Source organism: Sinomonas gamaensis (assembly GCF_005876955.1).
GTDB classification, from domain to species: Bacteria; Actinomycetota; Actinomycetes; order Actinomycetales; family Micrococcaceae; genus Sinomonas; species Sinomonas gamaensis.
Genome location: NZ_SSCL01000004.1, coordinates 58,512 through 79,475 on the forward strand (window position 1 = coordinate 58,512; position 20,964 = coordinate 79,475).

The following is a 20,964-nucleotide window of genomic DNA, read 5'->3' on the forward strand; positions in this document are numbered from 1 at the left end:
ACGGGCGTCAATGTCTCGTGCCCCCTTCATACACCAAGGCCGCCGTGACGAGGTCCTCCCAGGCCATGCCGACTCCCGCGTACAGGCAGGGACGCCCCGGGGTCCTCACGAACTCGCCCCGCACGAGCTCCCTCAGATTCGCGGGGCGTATCGCCTCCCATTCCTCAGCGCTCCGCGCCGGGATGAGGTCACCGGCCTCGCGGAGGGCGGAGGCCCGGCCTTCGACGACGACATCGCTGCGCAGCACGAGCGTCGCGTCGACTTCGCGCGCGTCGAGTCCGTGCTGCCCAACGGCGGCGACCACCGCGTTGGGGGCCACGAGTCCGCCGTCGAACAGCGGGGTCGACGACGAGGTGGTGCACAGCACGACGTCTGCCGCCGGCACCTCCTCGACCGTCCCCTCCCGGGCGTCGATCCCCTCCGCGGCGAGCGTCGCGAGGAGCCCGCGGACCCTCTCGCGACGGCGGCCGACGACGGCGAAGCTCGCCCCGGGCAGGAGCGCGTGCGCCGCCCGAACGTGGTTGAGCGCCTGGACGCCGGCGCCGAACACGAGCACGTGCGGGGACGGGGACACCCCGCCCGGCCCCGCGGCGAGGATTCGGGTCACGGCGAGCAGCGTCGTCGCGGGGGTGCGGATTGCCGTGAGCTCGGTGCCGTCCAGAACGGCGACCGGGGCCAGGGTGTCCGAGTCCACGAGGAGGTAGACGCCCTGGATCTTCTCGAGGCCACGGGCGGGGTTGCCCGGTGCCACGGTGAGGGCCTTGATCCCGCTGTACGCCGCACCGACCGCCGGCATGATCAGGAACTCGCCGGCGGGCGCCGGGCTGAACAGCCGCGGACTGTCCTCCTCGGGGTCCACCCCGTCAAGGAGGGCGCGCTCCAAAGCGGCGACCGCCGTCGTCCATGGAGCCGCCGCCCGCACGGCCGCGGCATCGAGGTAGGGGAGTGCTGTGCTGGCGAGGGTCACAGCAGGAACCCCGCGGGGAAAGGATCAGTCGGGTCCAGGAAGTACTGCGCGGTGCCCGTGACCCACGCGCGGCCCGTGACCGTCGGAACGACTGCGGGCCGGCCCGCAACCTCGGTCTCCTCGACCAGCCGCCCGATGAAGCGCGAGCCGATGTAGGACTCGTTGACGAAGTCCGTCTCAAGCGCAAGCTCGCCGCGCGCGTGCAGCTGGGCCATCCGCGCACTCGTCCCGGTGCCGCACGGGGAGCGGTCGAACCACCCCGGGTGGATGGCCATCGCATGCCGCGAGAGCTGCGCCGTCGAGCCGGGCGCCTTCAGGTACACGTGGTGGCATCCGCGGATGTCGCTGCGCTCGGGGTGGACAGGCTCGCCGTCGGCATTGATCGCGTCCATGATCGCGAGCCCGGCCTTGAGGAGATCGTCCTTGCGCGAGCGCTCGAACGGGAGGCCGAGCGCCTCGAGGTCGACGATCGCGTAGAAGTTCCCGCCGAAGGCGAGATCGTAGGCCACGGAACCGTAGCCCGGAACCTCGACGGCGGCGTCGAGCCGTTCCGCGAACGAGGGCACGTTCCGGATCGTGACCGACTCCGCGTGGCCGTCCTTGACGGCGACTTCCGCGATGACGAGGCCGGCGGGGGTGTCGAGCCGCACTGTGGTGACCGGCTCGACCACCTCCACCATTCCGGTCTCCACCAGGACCGTCGCCACCCCGATCGTCCCGTGCCCGCACATGGGCAGCAGGCCCGAGACCTCGATGTAGAGGACGCCGAAGTCCGCATCGGGGCGCGTCGATGGCTGGAGGATCGCTCCGCTCATCGACGCGTGCCCGCGGGGCTCATACATGAGCAGAGTCCGGATCCAGTCGCTGTTCTCCATGAACCACAACCGGCGTTCGGCCATGCTTGCCCCGGGAATCGTGCCGATTCCTCCTGTGATCACTCGGGTCGGCATGCCCTCGGTGTGGGAGTCGACGGCGTGGAAGATCCGGCTCGTTCTCATGCTGCTCTCCTCAATCAGGACCATCGACTGCTCCATAACTGTCGTTTTGGACGCTGATAACGACAGTTACGGAGCAATCGATGAACGGGTGGTTACTTGTAGCCCTTGGCGAGTGCCGCCTCCGTCGCACGGACGACGGCGTCGCGCGCCTCGGGCGAGAGCGGGCTCCGGGGCGGTCGGCACACGCCGCCGCGAAGGCCCACGATATCCATCGACAGCTTGATGGCCTGGATGAACTCGGTCTTGCTGTCCCAGCGGAGCAGCGAGTGCAGGTCCCGGTAGATCTCTCTGGCCCGCTCGAGGTCCGCGACGTTCCCCGAGGTCGAGAGACGGTACAGCTCAATGGTGGACTCCGGGAGTGCGTTGGGGTAGCCCGCCACCCAGCCGACGGCACCGGCGAGGCCCATCTCGACCACGGTATCGTCCGTGCCGATGAGCAGGTCGACCTCCGGGGCGAGTTCCTTGATCTCGTAGGCCCGGCGGACGTCGCCGCTGAACTCCTTGACCCCAACGATGAGACCCTCGCCGTGGAGGCGCGCGATGAGCTGCGGGGTCAGGTCGACCTTCGTGTCGATCGGGTTGTTGTAGGCGACGATGGGGAGGCCGACGGCGGCCGCGCGCCGGTAGTGGTCTACGACTTCTTCGTCGGTGGCTCGGTAGGAGTTCGGGGGGAGGAGCATGAGGGCGTGTGCGCCGGCCTCGGCAGCCTGCTCCGCCCAGCGCTGGGTCTGGAGGCCGCCGTAGGCGCCGGCCCCCGCCATCACGGTGAAGCCTTCGGGCGCGGCCTCGACCGCCGTCGTGATGACCCGAGCGCGCTCCTCGTCGCTGAGGGTCTGATACTCGCCGAGCGAGCCGTTGGGGGCGACGCCGTCGCAGCCCGCGCTCGCCAGGAAGCGGACGTGTTCGGCGTAGGCGTCGAAGTCCACGCTGAGGTCTTCGTTAAAGGGGAGGGCGGTCGCGACGAGGACGCCGTGCCAGGGTTTGGCGGTCATGATGTTCCTTTCAGGGAATTTTACCATGTGACATTGCACATGGAGGAGAAAAATGTGAAGTCAGCTTGCCGGGACGACGTACTGCTTTGCGGCGACCTTCCCGAGGCCGGCCGAGAGTCCCGCATCGGTGAGCAGCTTGGTGATGGTGCCGTCTTCGCGCTGGGCTGTGATGCGTCGTCGAGCGCCTTCTTGAGCGTGGTGTTGCCCTTGGTGAGCGGGAAGGCCGCCTCGGGCGCCTGGGTGATGGCGCCGACCCGGGGGTCCGGCTTGTCGTTGGCGAGCGAGACCGTGACGCCCTGCGCGCCCTTGAACTGGAGCACCTGCACGCCGTAGGCGTCGACGTCGGCCTGGAGGCGGCCCGCGTCGAAGTCGGCCTTGAGCTCAACGCTGCTCGGGTACGTGACGAGCTTGTCTCCGAGGATCTTCTTGAGGTCCTCAACCCAGAGGTAGCCGTCGATCGTTCCGACCTTGCCCATCTTCTCGAGGTCCGCCACGGTCGTCGCGCCCGTCTTCGACGCGATGCCCATGCCGTCGAGGTAGGTCGATGCGGAGAAGTCGACGGCCTTGAGCCGCTTCTCTGTCGCGTCGATCGTCCCCACCGCGAGGTCGATGTTGCCGCCCGAGATCGACTGCACCGCGTCCGCATACGTCGCCTGCTGGTAGACGGGCTCGAGGCACTCGTCCTTGGCGATCTTGCTCACGATCGAGACGTCGATGCCGTTGGGCTTGCCGCTGTTGTAGCTGCTGAACGGCGGGATGTCGATGACCCCGACCGTGAGCTTGCCGGGCGCGACCGTCTGCACCCCCTGATGTTTCGGCGTGCAGTCGCCCGAGGAGGCGGTGGTCGTGCCTCCGCAGGCGGTGAGGCTCACGCCGGCGGCGAGGACGACGGCGGCCAAGGCTCCGGTGCGCGTGGGATTCTTCATGGATTTTCCTTTCGTGGGGTTACGCGTGGCGAGCAAGACGTTTCTCGAAGAACACAGTGATCCACGTGGCCGGCATGGAGATGACGGCGTAGCAGATGCCGGCGAGGGCGAAGATCTGGAGGTAGTTGAAGTCCTGGCTGCCGATGTTGTAGGCGGATTTCATGAGCTCGGGAACCGCAATCGCGTAGGCAAGCGAGGTGCCCTGGAACATCTGGATGGCCACGCCCATGAGGCCCGGGATGGCCGAGCGCATGCCCTGCGGCATGACGACGCGGAAGAAGGTGTCGCGCTGGGAGATCCCGAGGGCGTTCGAAGCTTCGGTCTGCCCGCGGGCCACCGACTGGATTCCAGCCCGCATGATCTCGCTCGAGTAGGCGGCAGCGTTCCAGGTGAGCGCAAGGCAGGCCGCCGTGATGCTCTCAAAGGCGATGCCGAACTTCGGCAGGCCGTAGTAGAAGAGGTACAGGATCACGAGGGCCGGGGCGCCGCGCCCGATCTCGACGACGGCGAGGCCGAGGGTGCGGACGGCGAGGTTCTTGGCGGAAACCATCATGCTGAGCGCCAGGCCGAGCGGGTAGCCTGCGGCGATCGAGATGCCGGCGATCAGGAGGCTCACGCCGAGGCCGGACATCATCTGCGGGAGGTATCCCGCCCACTGTGCGAGCCAGGTCATGCGAACACTGCCTTCCTCATGCGGGCGTCAAGGGTTCGGGAAAGGTAGGCGACCGGCAGGCTGAGGCCGATGTAGAGGATGCCCACGAGGATGTAGGGCAGGATGCCCTCGACGGTCGGGTGCTGCCGGGCGAAGGCCTGGGACTGGAACACCATCTCCGAGACGATGATGGTCGAGGCGATCGAGGAGTCCTTGAGCAGTCCCACGAGGTAGGTGGCGATCGACGGCGAGACGATCCGGAACGCCTGCGGGACCACAACCCCGAAGAACGTGCTCGATTGCGGAAGGCCCAAGGCGTGGGAGGCTTCGAGCTGCCCGCGCGGCACGGCCTGCAGGCCTCCGCGATAGATCTCGGCCAGGTAGGCGACGGAGACGATGCCCAACCCCACGATGGCCGCACTGACGGGGTTGAACTTGAACGTTCCGATCTGGATGCCGAACTTCAGCAGGAACAGCCAGACGATGATCGGCACGCCTCTGACGAGGTCCACGAAGATCCGGGCCACGAGCTTCACCGGCGCGACGGGCGAGGTCAGGGCCACCGCGAGCGGGACGGCGCCGATGATGCCGATCGCAAACGCCGAGAGGGTCAGCGTCAGCGTCATGGGCAGCCCCTGAAGGACTGCGGAGAAGGCGTCCATGTCAGCGCTCCAGCACGGCGCGCAGGAAGCGCCGGGTCCGGGTCTCCTGCGGGTCGCTCATGATCGCCCGAGGATCGCCCTGCTCGATGATCTTGCAGTCCGCCATCACGACGAGGGTGTCGGAGACGTCGCGGGCGAACTGCATCTCGTGCGTCACCACGACCATCGTCATGCCGTCCGCGGCGAGCTCACGCATGACCGAGAGGACCTCGAGGCCCACCTCGGGATCGAGGGCTGAGGTGGGCTCGTCGAAGAGCATGATGCTCGGATCCAAGGCGAGGGCCCGAGCGATCGCAATGCGCTGCTGCTGGCCCCCGGAGCATCGGCCCGGGTGCTGCCCGGCCTTCTCCTTGAGCCCGACGCGTTCGAGGAGCTGCATAGAGCGCTCGTCCGCCTCTTCCTTGCTGCGCCCGAGCACGCGCTGCTGCGGGAAGCTCACGTTCTTCAGCGCGGTCATGTGCGGGAAGAGATTGAAGGACTGGAAGACCATGCCGACACTGCGTCGCAGGGCGGCCAGATCCCGGGCGCTCACGTTCTTGCCCGGCTCGATGGTGTGGCCGGCTACGCGGATTGTCCCCGAATCCGGTCGCTCGAGGAGGTTGATGCAGCGCAGGAACGTGCTCTTCCCCGCGCCGGACGGGCCGATGAGGGCGGTCACGGTGCCCGGCTCAACGTTGAGCGAGACATCGTCGAGAACCACGTGGTCCCCGTACCGCTTCGAGATGTTGTTCAGTTTGATGCCTACGTGTGAGGCTCGTGCCTCGTCTGTGGTCGCTGAGACGGTCATTGCCATGCTTCCCTGTTCTCCGGTTGCGATCCGAGACGCTCGACCCGAGTGGTCGGTGTCACATCACTGTGAAATGTTACATTGCACACCGCGAGTGTCAAGGGGCCTCTGGAGGGGCCTCGGCCACGCCGAATTGTCGGCTTTCTGCCGGTGGCAGGGCGCTGCACTCGCGAAAAACCGACAATTGGGTCGCTGTGGCCGACTGGCCTGGCTACTGCTCCGCGGTCACGTCCTTGGGTTCCTTGTCCGGCCGCCACCCGCGCCAGACCGGATGGCGAAGGCGGCCGGCGTCGGTCCACTCGCCGTACCGCACCTCGCCGACGAACTTCGGCTGAACCCAGTGGGCGTCGGCAGTGTCCTCGCGGGGGATGTCGTCGAACGGCGACGTCTTCCGCTCAATCCGCCGCAGCTTGGAGGCGATTTCCGCCAGATCCCGCTCGCTGAAGCCCGTGCCGACGCGACCGGCGTAGCGCAGCCCGCCGTCGTCGTCCGGGATGCCCAGGAGCAGCGAGCCGATAGTGCCCTCGCGCCCGCCCTTTCCGGACCGCCAGCCGCCGATGACCACTTCCTGCATCCGCTCGTGCTTGATCTTCAGCCAGGCTCCCGAGCGCTTCCCGGCTTCGTAGCGCGACGAGAGGCGCTTGGCCATGACGCCCTCGAGGCCGTGCTCGGCCGACGCCTCGAGCACGTCGTCGATGTCGCCGTCGAAGATGGGGGAGAGATCCACGTTCTCGGGCAGGGCGCCGCCCGCGAGAGTCTCGAGGGCCTGGCGGCGCTCGCGGAAGGGCAGCGTGGTGAGGTCGCGTCCCTGAAATTCGAGGAGGTCGAAAAGAATGATCCGCACGGGGTAATTCCGGCGCGCTGCTGCAACGTCGGTGGGGTCGCTGAGGCCCATTCTCTGCTGCAGCCGAGAAAAGGACGGGCGACCCTTCGGATCCATGGCGACAATTTCGCCGTCGAGAATCGCTGGCCCCAAATCGGCGAGTCCGGCGAGCTCGGGGTAGGTTCCCGTGGTGTCGAGCCCTCGGCGGCTGATGAGCTTGAGCGGTCCGCGCGCGTCGACGATGGCGCGCACGCCGTCCCACTTCATTTCGAGCGCCCAGTCGTCACCGTGGACCAGCCCGGGGGTCCCGATCTGCGCGAGCATCGGCGACGGCGCGGGCCCGCCCTTCGCCGCCTTCGGCCCGCCCTTTCCCGCTGCGCTTCCCGTTGCGCCGTCATCTTTACCGTGTAGATCTGACGGCGCAACTGGGTCGTGGCGCGCGCCGGGGCGCCAGTGGCCCTTGGTCTGGTCCTTCATCAGGTGGGCGAGCCAGTTGTCCTTGCCGTCGCTGGTCCCGGTGTGGATGAGCGCGAGGCGCACGGGCTTGCCGTCGGCGACGCCCGCGAGCCCGCCGCCCTCCTGCCCGTGAAGGAGGACGATGATTTCTTTGCCGTCTTTCCATTTCTCAAGTTCGTACGTCCCGGTGTCCCAGATGAACATTTCGCCGGCGCCGTATTCACCCTTCGGAATGGACCCTGAGAAGGTGAGATATTCGATCGGATGGTCTTCGGTGTGAACTGCGAGATTGTTTCGCTGCGGATCAGTCGGGATGCCGCGCGGGATCGCGAAGGAGGCGAGGACTCCCTCGTGCTCGAGCCGAAGGTCCCAGTGCAGCCGTCGAGCGTGGTGCTCATGGATCACAAAGGTGTTCCCCTCGCCCGGTGTCGGGGACTCGAGGGGCACCGGCTCTGGGGTCGCGGCGGGGTCCCGCTTGGCGCGGTACTCCGTCAGGCGGTCTTTCGGGCCCGCCGTCGTGGGTGAGCCAATGCGAGCGGACGACGACGGCGGGGGCCTCCTCGCGTCGTCGTGGGACCGGTACTCCTCCGGCACGAGGGGCGCGAACAGATCGCCATACTCCTCGATCCGGGCCGCCATCTGGTCATAGCGCACATGTGCTAAATCCGGGGAGCCGATCTCCTCCCAGGTCCTCGGTGCAGCGACCATGGGCTGGGCACGACCGCGGAGCGAGTACGGCGCAATTGTCGTCTTCTGGCCGCTGTTCTGGCTCCAGTCGACGAGCACCCGACCTTCGCGCAGTGTCTTCTTCTGGTCGCTCACCACGAGGTCGGGATGATCGGCGGCGAGGGAGCGCGCGAGCTCATGGGCGACCGCGGAGACCTGCTCCCACTTCTGGCTCATGTCGAGCTTCGCGTAGAGGTGGATCCCCTTGCTCCCGCTCGTGACGGGGACCGAGACCATGCCGAGGTCGTCAAGGATCGGCTTGATGAGGTGGGCGACCTCGACGCACTCGGGGAGCCCTGCGCCCGGGCCGGGGTCGAGATCGAGGACGAGGCGGTCGGGGTTGAGCATTTTGTCATCCCCGGCTGCGCGCCATTGCGGGACGTGGATTTCGAGAGCGGCCATCTGGCCGAGCCAGATCAGCGTGGCGAGGTCGTTGATGAGGGGATAGGTGTTGGTGGAATGCCGGTGATGGAGCGTCACGCGCTCCACCCAGCTGGGGGTCGAATTGTCCAAGTTCTTCTGGAAGAAGACCTGGCCGGGCTCGTCAGCGGTGCCGACGCCATGGACCCAGCGCTTTCGCGTGGCCGGCCGGTCATGCACGACGGGAATCATGTATGGCGCGACGGTCCGCAGGTAATCGAGAATGTCGGCCTTCGTGACGCCGGCTTCCGGGTACAGCACTTTGTCGAGATTGGTCAGGCGGATCTGATGGCCGTCGATTTCCACGATCTCGCGTTTCGCTGCCATGGCGCCACCTTCCCACTCTCCGTCCTTCTTGACTACCCAGAACGGCGGCGGCTTATCCGAGGAGCGCCTCGCCCCGTTACCTCTGTTTGAACCGCCTTGGGGCGAAGCAGGATATCCCTATGGACCTTCCCGTGATGCCGCCCGTCGAGCCGATGCTCGCCCGCTCGGTGCCCGAGATCCCCGACGTCGGCCACAGCGAACCGAAGTGGGACGGGTTCCGCACCATCGTGTTCAAGGACGGCGATGACATTCTGCTCGGCAGCCGCAATGACAAGCCCATGACCCGCTATTTCCCGGAGCTCGTCGAGGAACTGCGGGCCGCACTCCCAGAACGCTGCGTGGTGGACGGCGAAATTGTGCTGATTCGCGGCGACCGCTTGGATTTCGAGGCCCTCCAGCAAAGGATTCACCCGGCCGAGAGCAGGGTCAGGCTGCTTGCGAGCGAGACTCCTGTTTCCTTCGTGGCCTTCGACGCCCTTGCCCTCCAGGACGAGAACCTCATGAAACGTCGTTTCGCGGAGCGCCGGAAGATTCTCGGGGATGTCATCGGCGAGGGGACGGAATCCGTTCTTCTGACCCCGTCCACGAGCAATCTCGAAGAGGCCAAGAAATGGTTCTCGGAATTCGAGGGAGCAGGTCTGGACGGAATCGTCGCAAAGCCGCTCGACGGCAAGTACGAGCCGGGGAAGCGCTCCATGTTCAAGATCAAGCACGAGCGGACTGCGGACTGCGTCGTCGCGGGATTCCGGTGGCACAAGACGGGCGGCGTGGTGGGCTCGCTTCTGCTCGGCCTTTACGACGACGGTGGCAGGCTGCACCATGTTGGCGTCGCCGCGTCGTTTCCCATGGCAAAGCGACGCGATCTCGTCGAACAGCTCAAGCCGTTCATCGAGGAGAATCTCTCTGCTCACCCATGGGGCGACTGGGCCGATCAAGAAGCGCATCAGCTGACCAGGATGCCGGGAGCTGTGAGCCGTTGGAGCGCTGGGAAGAATCTGTCGTTCGTGCCGCTGCGGCCGGAACTCGTCGTCGAAGTCGCCTACGACTATATGGAAGGCGAGCGCTTCCGGCACACGGCACAATTCCGTCGTTGGCGCTTTGACCGGGACCCCGAAAGCTGCACCTTCGCCCAGCTCGAGACCACCCCTGAATTCGACGTGCGCCGCATTCTGGGCCTGAAAGCATGAGCGGGCCCTCCCCGCGGAGGGGAGGGCCCGCCGTCGTGCTCTCTAGTCGTGCTTCTTGAAAGCGTCCTTCACGTCCTCGAAAGCGTCCTTGACCTTTTCTCCGGCCTGCTTGAGGCCCGCGGACATCTGGTCGCGCTTGCCTTCGGCCTCGAGGTCCGGGTCGTCGTTGGACCGGCCGAGTGCCTCCTTGGCCTTGCCGCCAAGTTCCTCAGCCTTGTTGTGGGCCTTGTCGTCGAATCCCATGCTGTCCTCCGTTCCTGCGCGTGAGTGGTTTCTTGGACATCGACTGTTTCCCCGTTCAGCGGTTCGTCAAACGTTGCGCCGCCCCGTCGACGCCCGGGGGATCAATGTCGGGGCGAGCACCCGTTGCCCTCCAGTGATTGCAGTGCGTCCGTTGATGGAATTCAGCAGTCCGTCCACTGCCGCGGAGGCAATTTCCCGGAAGGGCACCCTCACGGTTGTCAGCGGAACTGCCAGGCGGGCGACGAGTGGAATGTCGTTGTAGCCCACAATCGAAAGGTCGTGCGGAATGCGCAGGCCCGCGCGCTGGATCACCGAGGTGAAGCCAAAGGCGGTGTTGTCGTTCACGGCGAAGACCGCCGTCGGACGCCGCGAGCCAGCCAGCAGCGCTTCCGCCGCAGCCTCGCCGCTCTCCATGCTGAACGAGGAAGGGTAGACGAACTCCGGGACCTCGGCGATGCCCGCCTCGCGGAGTGCCTGCCGGTACCCCTCGCGCCGGGCAACAGCGGTCGGGGCATGGTCGGGCCCGGCGACGAGGCCGATCTCGCGATGCCCTAAGTCGATGAGATGCCGGGTCGCGAGGTAGCCGCCGAGGGTGTCGTCGCCCACCACGCTCGGGCTCTCGCCGAACGCCCTCAAGGCGAGGACGTGGGGGATTCCCCGCTCGACGAGCTCGGTGCACAGGCCACCTTCCGTGGTGGCCGTGGTGAGGATCAGCCCGTCGACGCGTGAGGCGAGCATCGCCAGGCCGTTCTCCCGCTCGAGTTGGGGGTCGTCGTACGTGGTGGCAACGAGCGCGTGATACCCCCGGGCCGTGCTCGCCGCGGCGATTTCCTCGAAGAGCATCGCCATGACGGTGTCCGTGAGGCGGGAGACCAGCACGCCGATGGTGTTCGTCTGCTGGCGCCTGAGGTTTGCCGCAGTGGGGTTCGGTTCGTAGCCGAGGGATTCGGCGACCGCACGGATCCGCTCGGCCGAAGGGCTCCGGTAGAAGCGGTGATCGCGGTTCATGGCGCGGGAGACGGTGGACCGGGCGACGCCTGCCGCCTCCGCGACATCCGCGATCGTCGGGCGTCCGCCGACGCGCGTTTCTTTGGCTTCCATCAGTGCCTTCCTGGACCCCCTTGACGTGCTGCTGTGAACCAGCTTACAGTCGAAGCAATCGATAACGGAATCGATTGCACAACACGATCGACAACTCGAAGGAGAGCCCCATGAGCACCATCGATCTCCGCGGTCTGGTCCCCGCCCCCGTCACCCCCTTCACCCGCGACGGCGAGGTCGACGTCGACGCCATTCACCGCCTCGGCGCCTGGCTCGGCAGCGTCGACGGCGTCAAGGGCCTGGTGGTCCTCGGCCACGCTGGCGAAGGCACGTTCCTGACCCAGGCCGAGCAGGCCCTCGTCATCTCCTCATTCCGCGACGCGGTCGAGGGCAGGCTGCCGATCATTGCCGGCATCACCGGCGAGGGCAACAGGGTCGCCGCCGAAGAGGCGCAGCGCGCGGTCGACGCCGGTGCTTCCGCCGGCTTGGTCTACCCGTCCCACGGTTGGCTGCGGTTCGGCTACCAGCAGGGTGCCCCGCAGTCCCGCTACAAGGAGATCTACGAGAAGAGCGGGCTGCCGCTGATCCTGTTCCAGTACCCGGACGTCACCAAGGCCACCTACAACCTCGACACGCAGCTTGAGATCGCCGCTCAGGAGGGCGTGTTCGCCACGAAGAACGGCGTGCGGAACATGCGCCGCTGGGACACCGAGATCCCCGTGCTGCGTGCTGCCTTCCCCGACCTGCAGATCCTCACGTGCCATGACGAATACCTGCTGCACACCATGTTCGACGTCGACGGCGCGCTCGTCGGCTATGGCGGGCTTGCCCCCGAGCCGCTCGTCGAGCTCATCGCCGCTGGCAAGGCCAAGGACTACGTCAAGGCGCGGGAGGTCCACGATCGCCTGCTGCCGGTGACGAAGAACGTCTACCACCGCGGCTCGCACATGGAGGGCACGGTCGCGCTCAAGGAGGGCCTCGTGGCCCGCGGCATCCTCGAGCACGCCACCGTCCGCACCCCACTCCTGCCGCTCGCCCCCGGCGCGCACGACGAGATCGCCCTCGCCCTCGCCTCAGCCGGCCTCGGGCGCGTCAGCGCGCCTGCCCGCGCCTGAGCCGGCCGCGCGGAGCCGGCTTGTAGCAGGAGTCCAGCGCACGACGGCGGGTGCCCGCCCGCCGTCGTGCGCTCCCCCGAGCGGAAGCTCACTGGTGTTCAGAAGCTCGCTAGCATTCAATAGAGCCTCAACGACGAGGAAGCGCACGTGATATCTATCATCAAGGGAGCCCCTACGGTGGGCACCGCCACAACTTATTCGCGCCGCGAGATCCGCTTCATTCTGACCTTCGCGCTGCTCGGCACGCTTTTCGACGGAGCGGAGCTGAATCTCATCGGCTACCCGCTCGTCTACATCTCCGGAAGCCTGCACGTCTCAACCATTGCGCTCATCACCGTCGCAACGGTCCAGGGATTCGCCTCGATTCTCGGCGGGTTCGTCTTCGGAACTCTCGGGGACACGTTGGGGCGCCGTCGCACGTTTGCGATTTCCGTCGTCGCCTTCGGCCTAGCCGCCCTTCTCGGTGGCCTCGCCGTCAATTACGAGACGTTCATGGCGACCCGCGTCCTTGCCGGTGTCGGCATGGGCGGCCTCTTCGGGCTCTCCTTTTCAATGTTCACGGAATGCTGGCAGACCGCAAAGCGCGGAACCATGGGCGGGATTATCCAGGCCATGTATTTCGCGGGGGAGATCCTCACCGAAGGCGTCATTTTCCTGTTCCTCACCCTCCTCGGCCACGACCTCGGGTGGCGTGCGGGGTACATGGCGATCGGTGTGGTGAGTACCGTCATCGGCTTCGCCTCGCTCAAGCTCCTGCCCGAATCGAAGCAGTGGCTCGCGTATCAGCAGCACCTCAAGGCCGGCACCCTTCCCGCGGAGCTGCGCCGCACCAAGGTTCCGGTTGTGGACATCTTCAAGCCCCAATTCGTGTTCGGCACGGTTCTGTTCATGGTCCTTTCGACGGCCATGTTCCTCACCACGAATTCCGTGGGCGCGTACCTCTCGACCTACCTGCTCACCACACAGAAGCTCTCCCTCGACACGGTCAGCCTCATCGTCCTGATCGGCTACGTTGCGACGATCATCGCCTACACGCTCACTGGCGTGATCTCCGACGCCCTACGCCGCAAGTACGCCTTCACCCTTGCCTCCGCCGTCGGGACGATCGGATTCGCCTGGTTCCTCTGGCTCCTGGTCACCGGCTCCGCCCACGTAGGGATCGACTTCTGGGCGTGGCCCACCTTCTGGGCGCTCATGCTCTGCGCCGGCGCGGCCGGAGGCTTCGGGGTGCTGGGCGTGTGGATGTCCGAGTTCTTCCCCACGCGCGTCCGCTCCACCGGCTCGAGCGCGAGCTACTACGTGGGCCGCGGCCTCGGCGCCGGCATCTTCCCGCTCTTCGCCCTCAGCCTCGCGGGAACTGTGCCGTTCGCACTGGCCCTCGGCATCATCGGGCCGGTCGCCGGGCTCGTGTTCTCGGTCATGGCACCGGACCGGACCGGCCGGGCCATCGCGGATCTCGAATAACCGCCGCTTTCGCAGCGAGCCGGTGCGCGGACAAAGTGTCCGGGCACCGGCTCTCTGGTGCCATCGCAGGCGTACCCTCGCCTTATGGACGGCATTGGCACGGTGCTGACGCTCCTCAGCGGCCTCGCCTGGACGATTGTCTACGCCGAAGCGATCCGTGTCGGCTTCATGCAGCGCACTTACGCGATTCCCGCCGCGGCGCTCATGCTCAATATCGCGTGGGAATGGCTCTATTCCGTTCTGGACCTCTCCGGCGGCGGCAGCGTGCAGGGATACGTCAACCTTGTGTGGGCCTGTGCCGACATCGCGATTGTCTTCACGTTCTTCCGTTACGGATTCGCCGAATTCTCGGATCGAATCGGGCGGGGCACGTTTGTTGCGGGAGGGACCGGTTTGCTGGCGGCCTCAGTGGCGGTGCAGCTGTTGTTCCTCGCAGAATTCGGCCGGACAAACGGAGAGGTCTATTCGGCCTTCCTGCAGAACTTGCTCATGTCCGGCCTGTTCATCGCCATGTTCCTTGAACGGCGGGGCGCCCGCGGCCAGAGCCTGGTCATCGCCGTCGCCAAATGGCTGGGAACGCTGGCCCCAACCATCCAATTCGGCGTGTTCTCGAATTGGCCCTTTGTGCTCGGAATCGGACTCCTGTGCTCTGTTGTGGATCTGACGTACATCGGTCTGCTCTTGCGGGTGCGTGGGCGGGTCGCTCATGAATCGCCGACGAGGCGCAGCCAATTCGCATGAACACGCTCACCCCCGTGCTGACAGTCAGAGGCGCCGCCCTGGCGGTTGAGTTCTACCAGCGCGCCCTCGGTGCCCGGGAGATTCACCGGAACACGTATCCGGACGGGCGAATCGTCGTCGAAATGGCCGTCGGAAACGCGCGGTTCAGGGTGGCCGACGAAGCGCCCGAGGCGTCCAATCTCAGCCCCGAGACGCTGGGCGGAACGACCGTCCGGCTCAACCTGCTCGTCCCGGATCCGGACGCATTCGGCGGACGCCTCGTCGCGGCCGGGGCCGTCGAGGTGGCCCCCATTGCGGATCAGTCGTACGGCCTGCGCCAAGGCCGGTTCGCGGACCCGTTCGGTCATCACTGGCTCATCGGCCGCCCGCTTGAGGGTGAAGCCGGCGACTGGGCCCGCTAACCGTCTCGGGTACAGAAACCCCCCCTTTTCTCCGTTTCAGGTACAGAAACCCCCCTTTCCCTCGTTTCAGGTACAGAAACTCGCCCTTTTTCTTCGTGTGATGTCTCAGGTGATCGTGGACGGTTGATGTCTCGTGTGAGTGTGGATGGTTCATGTCTCACGTGAGTGTGGACGGTTTGGCGGCGCGGGGTGTTTGAGGCCGCTGCGGGGCACGAATCGGGTGCCCTTGGGGGGTCTGGGGTGGGTCAGGATCTGGGTGCCGTGCTGGTCGTAGAAAGCGATGGTGCGTTCGTCGTAGAGGACGCGCACGCGTTGGCCGGCCCAGGCCGTGCCGAGGAGGAAATGGCAGTTCAGGATCGTGATGATCCCTTTGGGCCGGCTTCCGGTGCGGAGCGCGATCTCGGGCTCGGGCACCCGTGCGGCGGGCTCGGGCGGAGTCGGGGGCTCGGCGTTGGGGGTGCGGTCCCAGGCCTCCTGCGGGGTCAGGTGCAGGGCGCCGTGGGCCTGATGCTCGCGCTCGGTGTTGTAGTAGAGGTCGAAGGCGTCGATCTGGGCTTGCAGCTGGGCGAGGGTGGTGGCCTGCTCGGGCCGGGCGGAGAGGTACTTGAACAGGGTCTGGTGGAAGCGCTCGTTCTTGCCCTGGGTGGTGGGCTTGTGGGGCTTGCCGGTGATGGGTCTGGTGCCGAGGGATTCGAGGTAGGCCACCAGGGCCCCGCGGTATCCGCGCCGGGAGGGATTCAGTGCCAGGCCGTTGTCGGAGAGGAACTTCTGCGGGGCCCCGTGCCGGGCGACCGCGGTCCTGACCACGGCGATGGCGGCCTCGCTGGTCTCGCCCCGGGCCGCCAGGGAGGCCAGGGCCAGGCGTGAGTGGTCGTCGATGACCTGGAAGATCACGGCCTTGCGCCCCTCGGCCATGGGCCAGTCGGTCGCGTCGATCTGCCACAGCTCGTTCGGGGCGGCGGCGGCGAAGCGCTTGTAGGCCGAGCGGGGCTTCTTCTTCGGGGCCGGGACGACCTCCCCGGCGCGGGTGAAGATCCTGGCCAGGGTCGCCCTCGAGGGCGGGGCAAGGCCCCGGCGGCGCATCAGGGCCGCGACGCTCAGCGGCCCGCAGTCCTTGCCCTCGGCGGCGAGCTCGCGGCGGATCTTCACGGCCAGGGTCGCGAGGTCCTCGGGTGTCTGGGCGGGGTTCGTGGCCGGACGGTGCGAGCCCAGCTCCATCGCCGCCCACGTCCCCTCGGCAAGGGCCTTGGCGCGCACCTTGTAGAACCAGGACCTCGAGACCCCGTTCTCCCGGCAAAACCGCGCCACCGCCCCTCGGGGCGCGTTCTCGGGCCAGGAAGCCACCTTCAGACGGACCTGCGGATCAGGCTCATAGACGCTCATGAGCAGATCAGAACCGCCAAGTGTCCACGCACTCGTGAGACACACTGTCCACGATCACCTGAGACAGAAGTGTCCATTCAGTCCCGAGACTTCACACGCCCTTTTTCTTCGTTTCAGGTACAGAAAGTTGCGTACCCGAGGCGCTCATTCAGGGCGAGTTCGTGTACCCGAGACGGCCAGCCGCCCGACGTCGGCGGCAGGGGGCCCGACCTCGGCGGCAGGGGACCCGACGTGGGCGGCCGGGGACCCGACCTCGGCGGGGGGTTGACTTTGCAAAACGGTTTGCTTCACACTGTGAAGCACGACATACAAAACGTTTTGCGAAAGAGGTGAGCGAGATGGCCAAAGTCGGGATCCGCGACGTGTCGAAGGCCGCAGGCGTTTCCGTCACGACCGTCTCGCACGCCCTTAGCGACGCACACCAGTCCCGCGTCAGTCCCGAAACGCGCCAGCACGTCCGCGAGGTCGCGGCGCGTCTGGGCTACGCACCCAACCGGCTTGCGAGCGGCCTGCGCAACCAGCGCTCGTACTTGCTGGGCCTCGTGAGCGACGAGATCGCGAGCACCCCCTTCGCCGGCGAGATGATCCTCGGCGCGCAGGACGCAGCCTATGAGCGGGGATGGCTGCTGATGCTCGTGGACAGCGGCAGAAACCGGGCGCTTGAGGAGAAGCAGGTGAACACCCTCCTCCAGCATCAGGTGGACGGCATCGTTTTCGCGAGGATGTACCACCAGCAGGCCGATGTTCCGGCTGGCACCACAGGGGTTCCTGTGGTGCTGCTGGACGCCTTCGATGCCGACGGGAGGTTCTCCTCGGTCGTGCCCGACGAAGTCGCGGCGGCACGCACCGCGGTAAAGGAACTGATCGATGCAGGGCACCGGCGGATCGGCTTCATCAACAACAGGGACGGCATCCCCGCGGCCCTCGGGCGCCTTCAGGGTTACCGCAAAACCCTCGCCGAGGCGGGGATCGAGTACGACGACGACCTCGTCACCCACGAGGTGCCAGAGGTTGGCGGTGGCCGCGCCGGGGCGCAGAAGCTCCTGGGCTTGGCCCAACGGCCCACGGCACTGTTCTGCTTCCACGACCGCCAAGCGTTCGGCGCCTACGAGGTCGCAGCGTCGAAGGGGCTCACCATCCCCGACGACCTGTCCGTGGTGAGCATCGACAACTTCGAGATCATCGCGGACGGGCTCTGGCCGGGCCTGACCTCGGTAGCCCTCCCGCACTACGACATGGGCCGTTGGGCCGTCAGCCGACTCCTTGACGAGATCGAGAATCCCGACGCCGAACCGGCCCAGATCCGCTTCGAGTGCCCGATCGTCCGACGAGGCTCGGTCGCACGGCCTCGTTGAGAGCACCAAGAAGGCCGGGTGCGGCTGCTGCAACAACCGCACCCGGAAGGAACCACTCACCTCATCCATCCACGAAATTCGCCAGAAATTCGAAAGACAGAAGGAATTACGCGTTATGAAAACTGCGCTCAAGCGGGTCCTGGCTGCCAGTGTAGCTGCGGTCGCCATTGGCGGAAGCCTGGCCGCGTGCGGTTCGGGCAGCGGCAGCGGCGGCTCAGGCGACGGCGCCAACGGCACGCTCACCCTGTGGACGCACAACGCCGGCAACGCAGCCGAACTTGCAGCAGACCAGTCGCTCGTCGACGCGTTCAACGCGAGCCAGAGCAAGGTGAAGATCAAGGTCCAGGCGTTCCCGCAGGACTCGTACAACAACTCGGTTGTCTCCGCGGCGGCGGCGCACAAGCTCCCGTGCCTCGTGGACATCGACGAGCCGAATGTGCCGAACTGGGCCTGGTCGAAGTACCTTCAGCCGCTCAACCTCAGTGCGGACCTCTCGCAGAATCTGCCCTCGACCGTGGGCAAGTGGAACGGACAGACCTACTCCGTGGGCCTGTACGACGTCGCCTTGGCAATGTTCGCCCGCAAGTCCGACCTCCAAGCTGCAGGCGTCCGCGTTCCGACCGCAGAGAAGCCGTGGACCAAGGACGAGTTCAACTCCGCCCTCGCCTCGCTCAAGAAGCTCGGCAAGTGGGACTACCCGCTTGACCTCGGCACGGCAGGCACCGGCGAATGGCTCCCGTACGCGTATTCGCCGCTCCTGCAGTCCTTCGGCGGAGACTTGATCAACCGCACGGACTACCAGACGGCCGACGGCGCGCTCAACGGCGACAAGGCGGTGGCGTGGGCTCAGTGGTTCCGCGGGCTGGTCACGCAGGGCTACATGGCGCAGAAGAGCGGACAGGATTCCACCAAGGATTTCCTCAACGGCAAGAGCGCGATCGTCTACACCGGGTCGTGGGCCGCGGATCAGGCCCGCAAGGCCCTCGGTGACGACCTTGTCGTCCTGCCGGTTCCGAACCTCGGAGCCGGGCCGAAGATCGGCGGCGGGTCCTGGCAGTGGGGCGTGACCACTGGCTGCCAGAATTCCCAGGCGGCGATGGACTTCCTGTCCTTCATGCTCAAGCCCGAGAACGTCGCCAAGGTTGCCTCGGCCACGGGCACGATTCCGGCCACGCAGGCCGCGGCAGCCCTCATGCCCGACTACGCGGCCAACGGCGCGGACAGCGTCTTCCGCGAATTCTCCAAGAGCTACGCGGTGATGCGGCCTGAGACGCCGGCGTACCCGTTCATCGCCACCGAATTCGGCAAGACGGTTCAGGACATCCTCTCGGGCGGTGACGCGAAGTCCGCCCTGGACAAGGCGGTCAAGAACATCAATGACAACATCAAGTCGAACAACGGCTACAAGAGCTGATCATGGCACTCCATCAATCTCTCGACCGTGCTCCGGTGAGGCAAGTGCGGAAACCTTCGTCCGCTCGCCGCTCGGGTGCCGTGCGCCGTCGTGAGCAGGCGCTGGGCTGGGCGATGCTCGGCCCGGCGGTCCTGCTCCTGATCCTGTTCGTCGTGGTGCCGGCTCTGCTCGCCTTCGGACTGGCCTTCACCAATGCCCGGCTATTGGCCCCGTATGCGCCGTCGTTCGTCGGCCTGGACAACTTCGTCCGTCTTTTCCAGGACGAGACCTTCTGGCACTCGCTGCTCAACGTCGCCTACTTCGCCGTCGTCGTGGTGCCCCTGCAGTCCGGGGTTGCCCTGGGCATGGCGCTGCTGATCAACGTCAAGGTCCGCGGGGTGAACTTCTTCCGGACGCTCTACTTCCTCCCGGTCGTCACCTCGATGGTGGTCGTCTCGCTCCTGTGGCTGTTCATGTACCGGCAGGAAGGGCTGCTGAACGAGATCATCGCGAGGGTCACGTTCGGCCTCGTCCACGGCCCCGACTGGCTCAACAACACCTCGACCGCGATGCCGGCCATCATCCTCATGTCCGTGTGGCAGGCCGCCGGCTTCCACATGATCATCTGGCTCTCCGGTCTGCAGACCATTCCGGCGGACCTCTACGAGGCCGCGGCGATCGACGGCGTCGGCGGGTGGCAGCGGTTCCGCTTCATCACGTGGCCGAGCCTGCGGCCCACCCGGAACCTGATTCTCGTGACGATCACCATCCAGGCGCTGAGCCTCTTCACCCAGATCAACGTGATGACGCAGGGCGGGCCGCTCGACTCCACGAGCACCATCGTGTTCCAGGCAGTTCGGGCGGGGTTCCAGCAGCAGGAGACCTCGTACGCCTCGGCGATCTCCCTCGTCTTCTTCGTCCTCGTGCTCATCGTCTCCGGCGTCCAGCGCTACCTCACCCGAGAGAAGTCCTGACCATGGCCACCGTTCAACTCGACCCAACCGCCGTCGCCCGCAAATCCGCAACACGAGGCCTCCGCCCCGGAACGGGCATTGGCGGCTGGGTCCTCCGGATCGCGCTTGCGATCGTGTTCAGCTTCCCGCTCCTGTTCATGTTCGTCTCCTCGCTCAAGCCGGATCAGCAGATCTTCGGCGACCTGTCGTCGATCGCGGCGTTCCTCCCGGTCGGGCACCTCTCGCTCGACAACTACGGAGCCGTGTTCGACCGGGTCCCAGCAGCGCGCTTCCTCGTCAACTCCGTGGGCGTCTCCGTGGTCACCGTGGTGCTCGGCGTGATCATCAACTCGATGGCAGCGTTCGCGCTCTCCCGGATGCGGGTCCGGGGCAAGGCCGTGATCCTCACGCTCATCATCGCCACGCTCATCGTGCCGTTCGAGACGCTCGCCCTCCCGCTCGTGTGGTGGGTCAACCAGCTCCCGTGGCTGCAGTTCGACGGCTTCAACCTCACCCTCACCCAAGGGTGGCTCGACACGTACCGCGTGCAGATCGTGCCGTTCATCGCGAACGCGTTCTCGGTCTACCTCTTCCACCAGTACTTCGAGTCCATCCCGAAGGAGCTCGACGAAGCCGCCCGCGTGGACGGCGCCAGCTGGTTCACGATCTACCGCAAGGTGGTCATGCCGCTCTCCGGCCCGGCTGTCGCCACGGTCGCGATCCTCACCTTCCTGCCTGCTTGGAACTCGTACCTGTGGCCGCTCATGGTGGTGCAGAGCGAGGAGCTGCGGCCGGTGATGATCGGTGTGCAGTACTTCTTCCAGCTCAACGTCTCGTGGGGCCAGGTCATGGCGTACACATCGATCATCACGCTGCCCGTCGTCGCGCTCTTCATCGCCTTCCAGCGGGCGTTCGTGAACAGCATCGCCTCAAGTGGGGTGAAGGGGTGAGC

20 protein-coding genes are annotated in these 20,964 nt (G+C 66.4%); 9 read left to right on the plus strand and 11 right to left on the minus strand.

The window, feature by feature from the left end; translation table 11 throughout:
* Positions 1-7 precede the first annotated feature (7 nt).
* From E5679_RS07115 to E5679_RS07150, 8 genes are all read right to left on the minus strand, one after another.
* Positions 8-967, minus strand: coding sequence for an ornithine cyclodeaminase family protein (locus tag E5679_RS07115; RefSeq protein WP_138414388.1), 960 nt, complete (start codon positions 965-967; stop codon positions 8-10).
* On the minus strand, positions 964-1,965 hold the full coding sequence (locus tag E5679_RS07120) for a proline racemase family protein (RefSeq protein ID WP_138414389.1): 1,002 nt from the start codon (positions 1,963-1,965) through the stop codon (positions 964-966). Before E5679_RS07120 ends, E5679_RS07115 begins: the two co-directional genes overlap by 4 nt.
* Before the next feature lie 92 nt (positions 1,966-2,057).
* Positions 2,058-2,957, minus strand: coding sequence for a dihydrodipicolinate synthase family protein (locus tag E5679_RS07125; RefSeq protein ID WP_138414390.1), 900 nt, complete (start codon positions 2,955-2,957; stop codon positions 2,058-2,060).
* 20 nt (positions 2,958-2,977) lie between these two features.
* Positions 2,978-3,883 (minus strand): substrate-binding periplasmic protein, encoded by a 906-nt coding sequence (locus tag E5679_RS07130; protein ID WP_138414391.1) that lies wholly within the window; start codon positions 3,881-3,883, stop codon positions 2,978-2,980.
* Positions 3,884-3,902: 19 nt separating this feature from the next.
* The gene (locus tag E5679_RS07135; protein ID WP_138414392.1) at positions 3,903-4,556 is read right to left on the minus strand and encodes an amino acid ABC transporter permease; all 654 of its coding nucleotides are present in this window, start codon (positions 4,554-4,556) and stop codon (positions 3,903-3,905) included.
* A complete protein-coding gene (locus E5679_RS07140; protein WP_138414393.1) occupies positions 4,553-5,197 on the minus strand; it encodes an amino acid ABC transporter permease in 645 nt (214 codons plus the stop codon). The genes E5679_RS07135 and E5679_RS07140 overlap by 4 nt, the downstream gene beginning before the upstream one ends.
* 1 nt (position 5,198) lies before the next feature.
* Positions 5,199-5,990 carry an amino acid ABC transporter ATP-binding protein gene (locus E5679_RS07145; protein WP_420821058.1) on the minus strand — a complete coding sequence of 264 codons (792 nt, stop codon included), beginning with the start codon at positions 5,988-5,990 and terminating at the stop codon, positions 5,199-5,201.
* A 205-nt stretch (positions 5,991-6,195) separates the two neighbouring features.
* A complete protein-coding gene (locus E5679_RS07150; RefSeq protein ID WP_138414395.1) occupies positions 6,196-8,736 on the minus strand; it encodes an ATP-dependent DNA ligase in 2,541 nt (846 codons plus the stop codon).
* Positions 8,737-8,855: 119 nt separating this feature from the next.
* Between E5679_RS07150 and E5679_RS07155 the strand changes: the two genes are divergently transcribed.
* Positions 8,856-9,923 carry an ATP-dependent DNA ligase gene (locus E5679_RS07155; protein ID WP_138414396.1) on the plus strand — a complete coding sequence of 356 codons (1,068 nt, stop codon included), beginning with the start codon at positions 8,856-8,858 and terminating at the stop codon, positions 9,921-9,923.
* A gap of 42 nt (positions 9,924-9,965) precedes the next feature.
* On the opposite strand, the gene E5679_RS07160 is transcribed toward E5679_RS07155, so the two are convergent.
* Both E5679_RS07160 and E5679_RS07165 read right to left on the minus strand, forming a co-directional pair.
* The gene (locus E5679_RS07160) at positions 9,966-10,166 is read right to left on the minus strand and encodes a CsbD family protein (RefSeq protein WP_138414397.1); all 201 of its coding nucleotides are present in this window, start codon (positions 10,164-10,166) and stop codon (positions 9,966-9,968) included.
* A gap of 66 nt (positions 10,167-10,232) precedes the next feature.
* Positions 10,233-11,267, minus strand: coding sequence for a LacI family DNA-binding transcriptional regulator (locus tag E5679_RS07165; RefSeq protein ID WP_138414398.1), 1,035 nt, complete (start codon positions 11,265-11,267; stop codon positions 10,233-10,235).
* 110 nt (positions 11,268-11,377) lie between these two features.
* On the opposite strand from E5679_RS07165, the gene E5679_RS07170 reads away from it, so the two are divergent.
* The 4 genes from E5679_RS07170 to E5679_RS07185 all read left to right on the plus strand — a co-directional run bounded on the left by E5679_RS07170 (position 11,378) and on the right by E5679_RS07185 (position 14,928).
* The gene (locus tag E5679_RS07170; RefSeq protein ID WP_138414399.1) at positions 11,378-12,322 is read left to right on the plus strand and encodes a dihydrodipicolinate synthase family protein; all 945 of its coding nucleotides are present in this window, start codon (positions 11,378-11,380) and stop codon (positions 12,320-12,322) included.
* 147 nt (positions 12,323-12,469) lie between these two features.
* Entirely contained in the window at positions 12,470-13,786 is a 1,317-nt protein-coding gene (locus E5679_RS07175; protein ID WP_138414400.1) for an MFS transporter, read from the plus strand.
* A gap of 84 nt (positions 13,787-13,870) precedes the next feature.
* Positions 13,871-14,527, plus strand: a complete 657-nt coding sequence (locus tag E5679_RS07180; protein WP_249336009.1) for a transmembrane-type terpene cyclase — start codon at positions 13,871-13,873, stop codon at positions 14,525-14,527.
* Positions 14,524-14,928 carry a VOC family protein gene (locus tag E5679_RS07185; protein ID WP_138414401.1) on the plus strand — a complete coding sequence of 135 codons (405 nt, stop codon included), beginning with the start codon at positions 14,524-14,526 and terminating at the stop codon, positions 14,926-14,928. Before E5679_RS07180 ends, E5679_RS07185 begins: the two co-directional genes overlap by 4 nt.
* Before the next feature lie 150 nt (positions 14,929-15,078).
* Here E5679_RS07185 and E5679_RS21430 read toward each other — a convergent pair whose 3' ends face one another.
* On the minus strand, positions 15,079-16,311 hold the full coding sequence (locus E5679_RS21430) for a DDE-type integrase/transposase/recombinase (protein WP_138414402.1): 1,233 nt from the start codon (positions 16,309-16,311) through the stop codon (positions 15,079-15,081).
* A gap of 338 nt (positions 16,312-16,649) precedes the next feature.
* On the opposite strand from E5679_RS21430, the gene E5679_RS07195 reads away from it, so the two are divergent.
* The 4 genes from E5679_RS07195 to E5679_RS07210 all read left to right on the plus strand — a co-directional run bounded on the left by E5679_RS07195 (position 16,650) and on the right by E5679_RS07210 (position 20,962).
* Positions 16,650-17,666: a LacI family DNA-binding transcriptional regulator gene (locus E5679_RS07195; RefSeq protein ID WP_171042275.1), complete on the plus strand. Its 1,017-nt coding sequence runs from the start codon at positions 16,650-16,652 to the stop codon at positions 17,664-17,666.
* A gap of 115 nt (positions 17,667-17,781) precedes the next feature.
* Positions 17,782-19,080 (plus strand): ABC transporter substrate-binding protein, encoded by a 1,299-nt coding sequence (locus E5679_RS07200; RefSeq protein WP_138414403.1) that lies wholly within the window; start codon positions 17,782-17,784, stop codon positions 19,078-19,080.
* Between the two features lie 2 nt (positions 19,081-19,082).
* Entirely contained in the window at positions 19,083-20,033 is a 951-nt protein-coding gene (locus E5679_RS07205) for a carbohydrate ABC transporter permease (protein ID WP_138414404.1), read from the plus strand.
* 137 nt (positions 20,034-20,170) lie between these two features.
* Positions 20,171-20,962, plus strand: a complete 792-nt coding sequence (locus E5679_RS07210) for a carbohydrate ABC transporter permease (protein WP_249336022.1) — start codon at positions 20,171-20,173, stop codon at positions 20,960-20,962.
* Positions 20,963-20,964 lie beyond the last annotated feature (2 nt).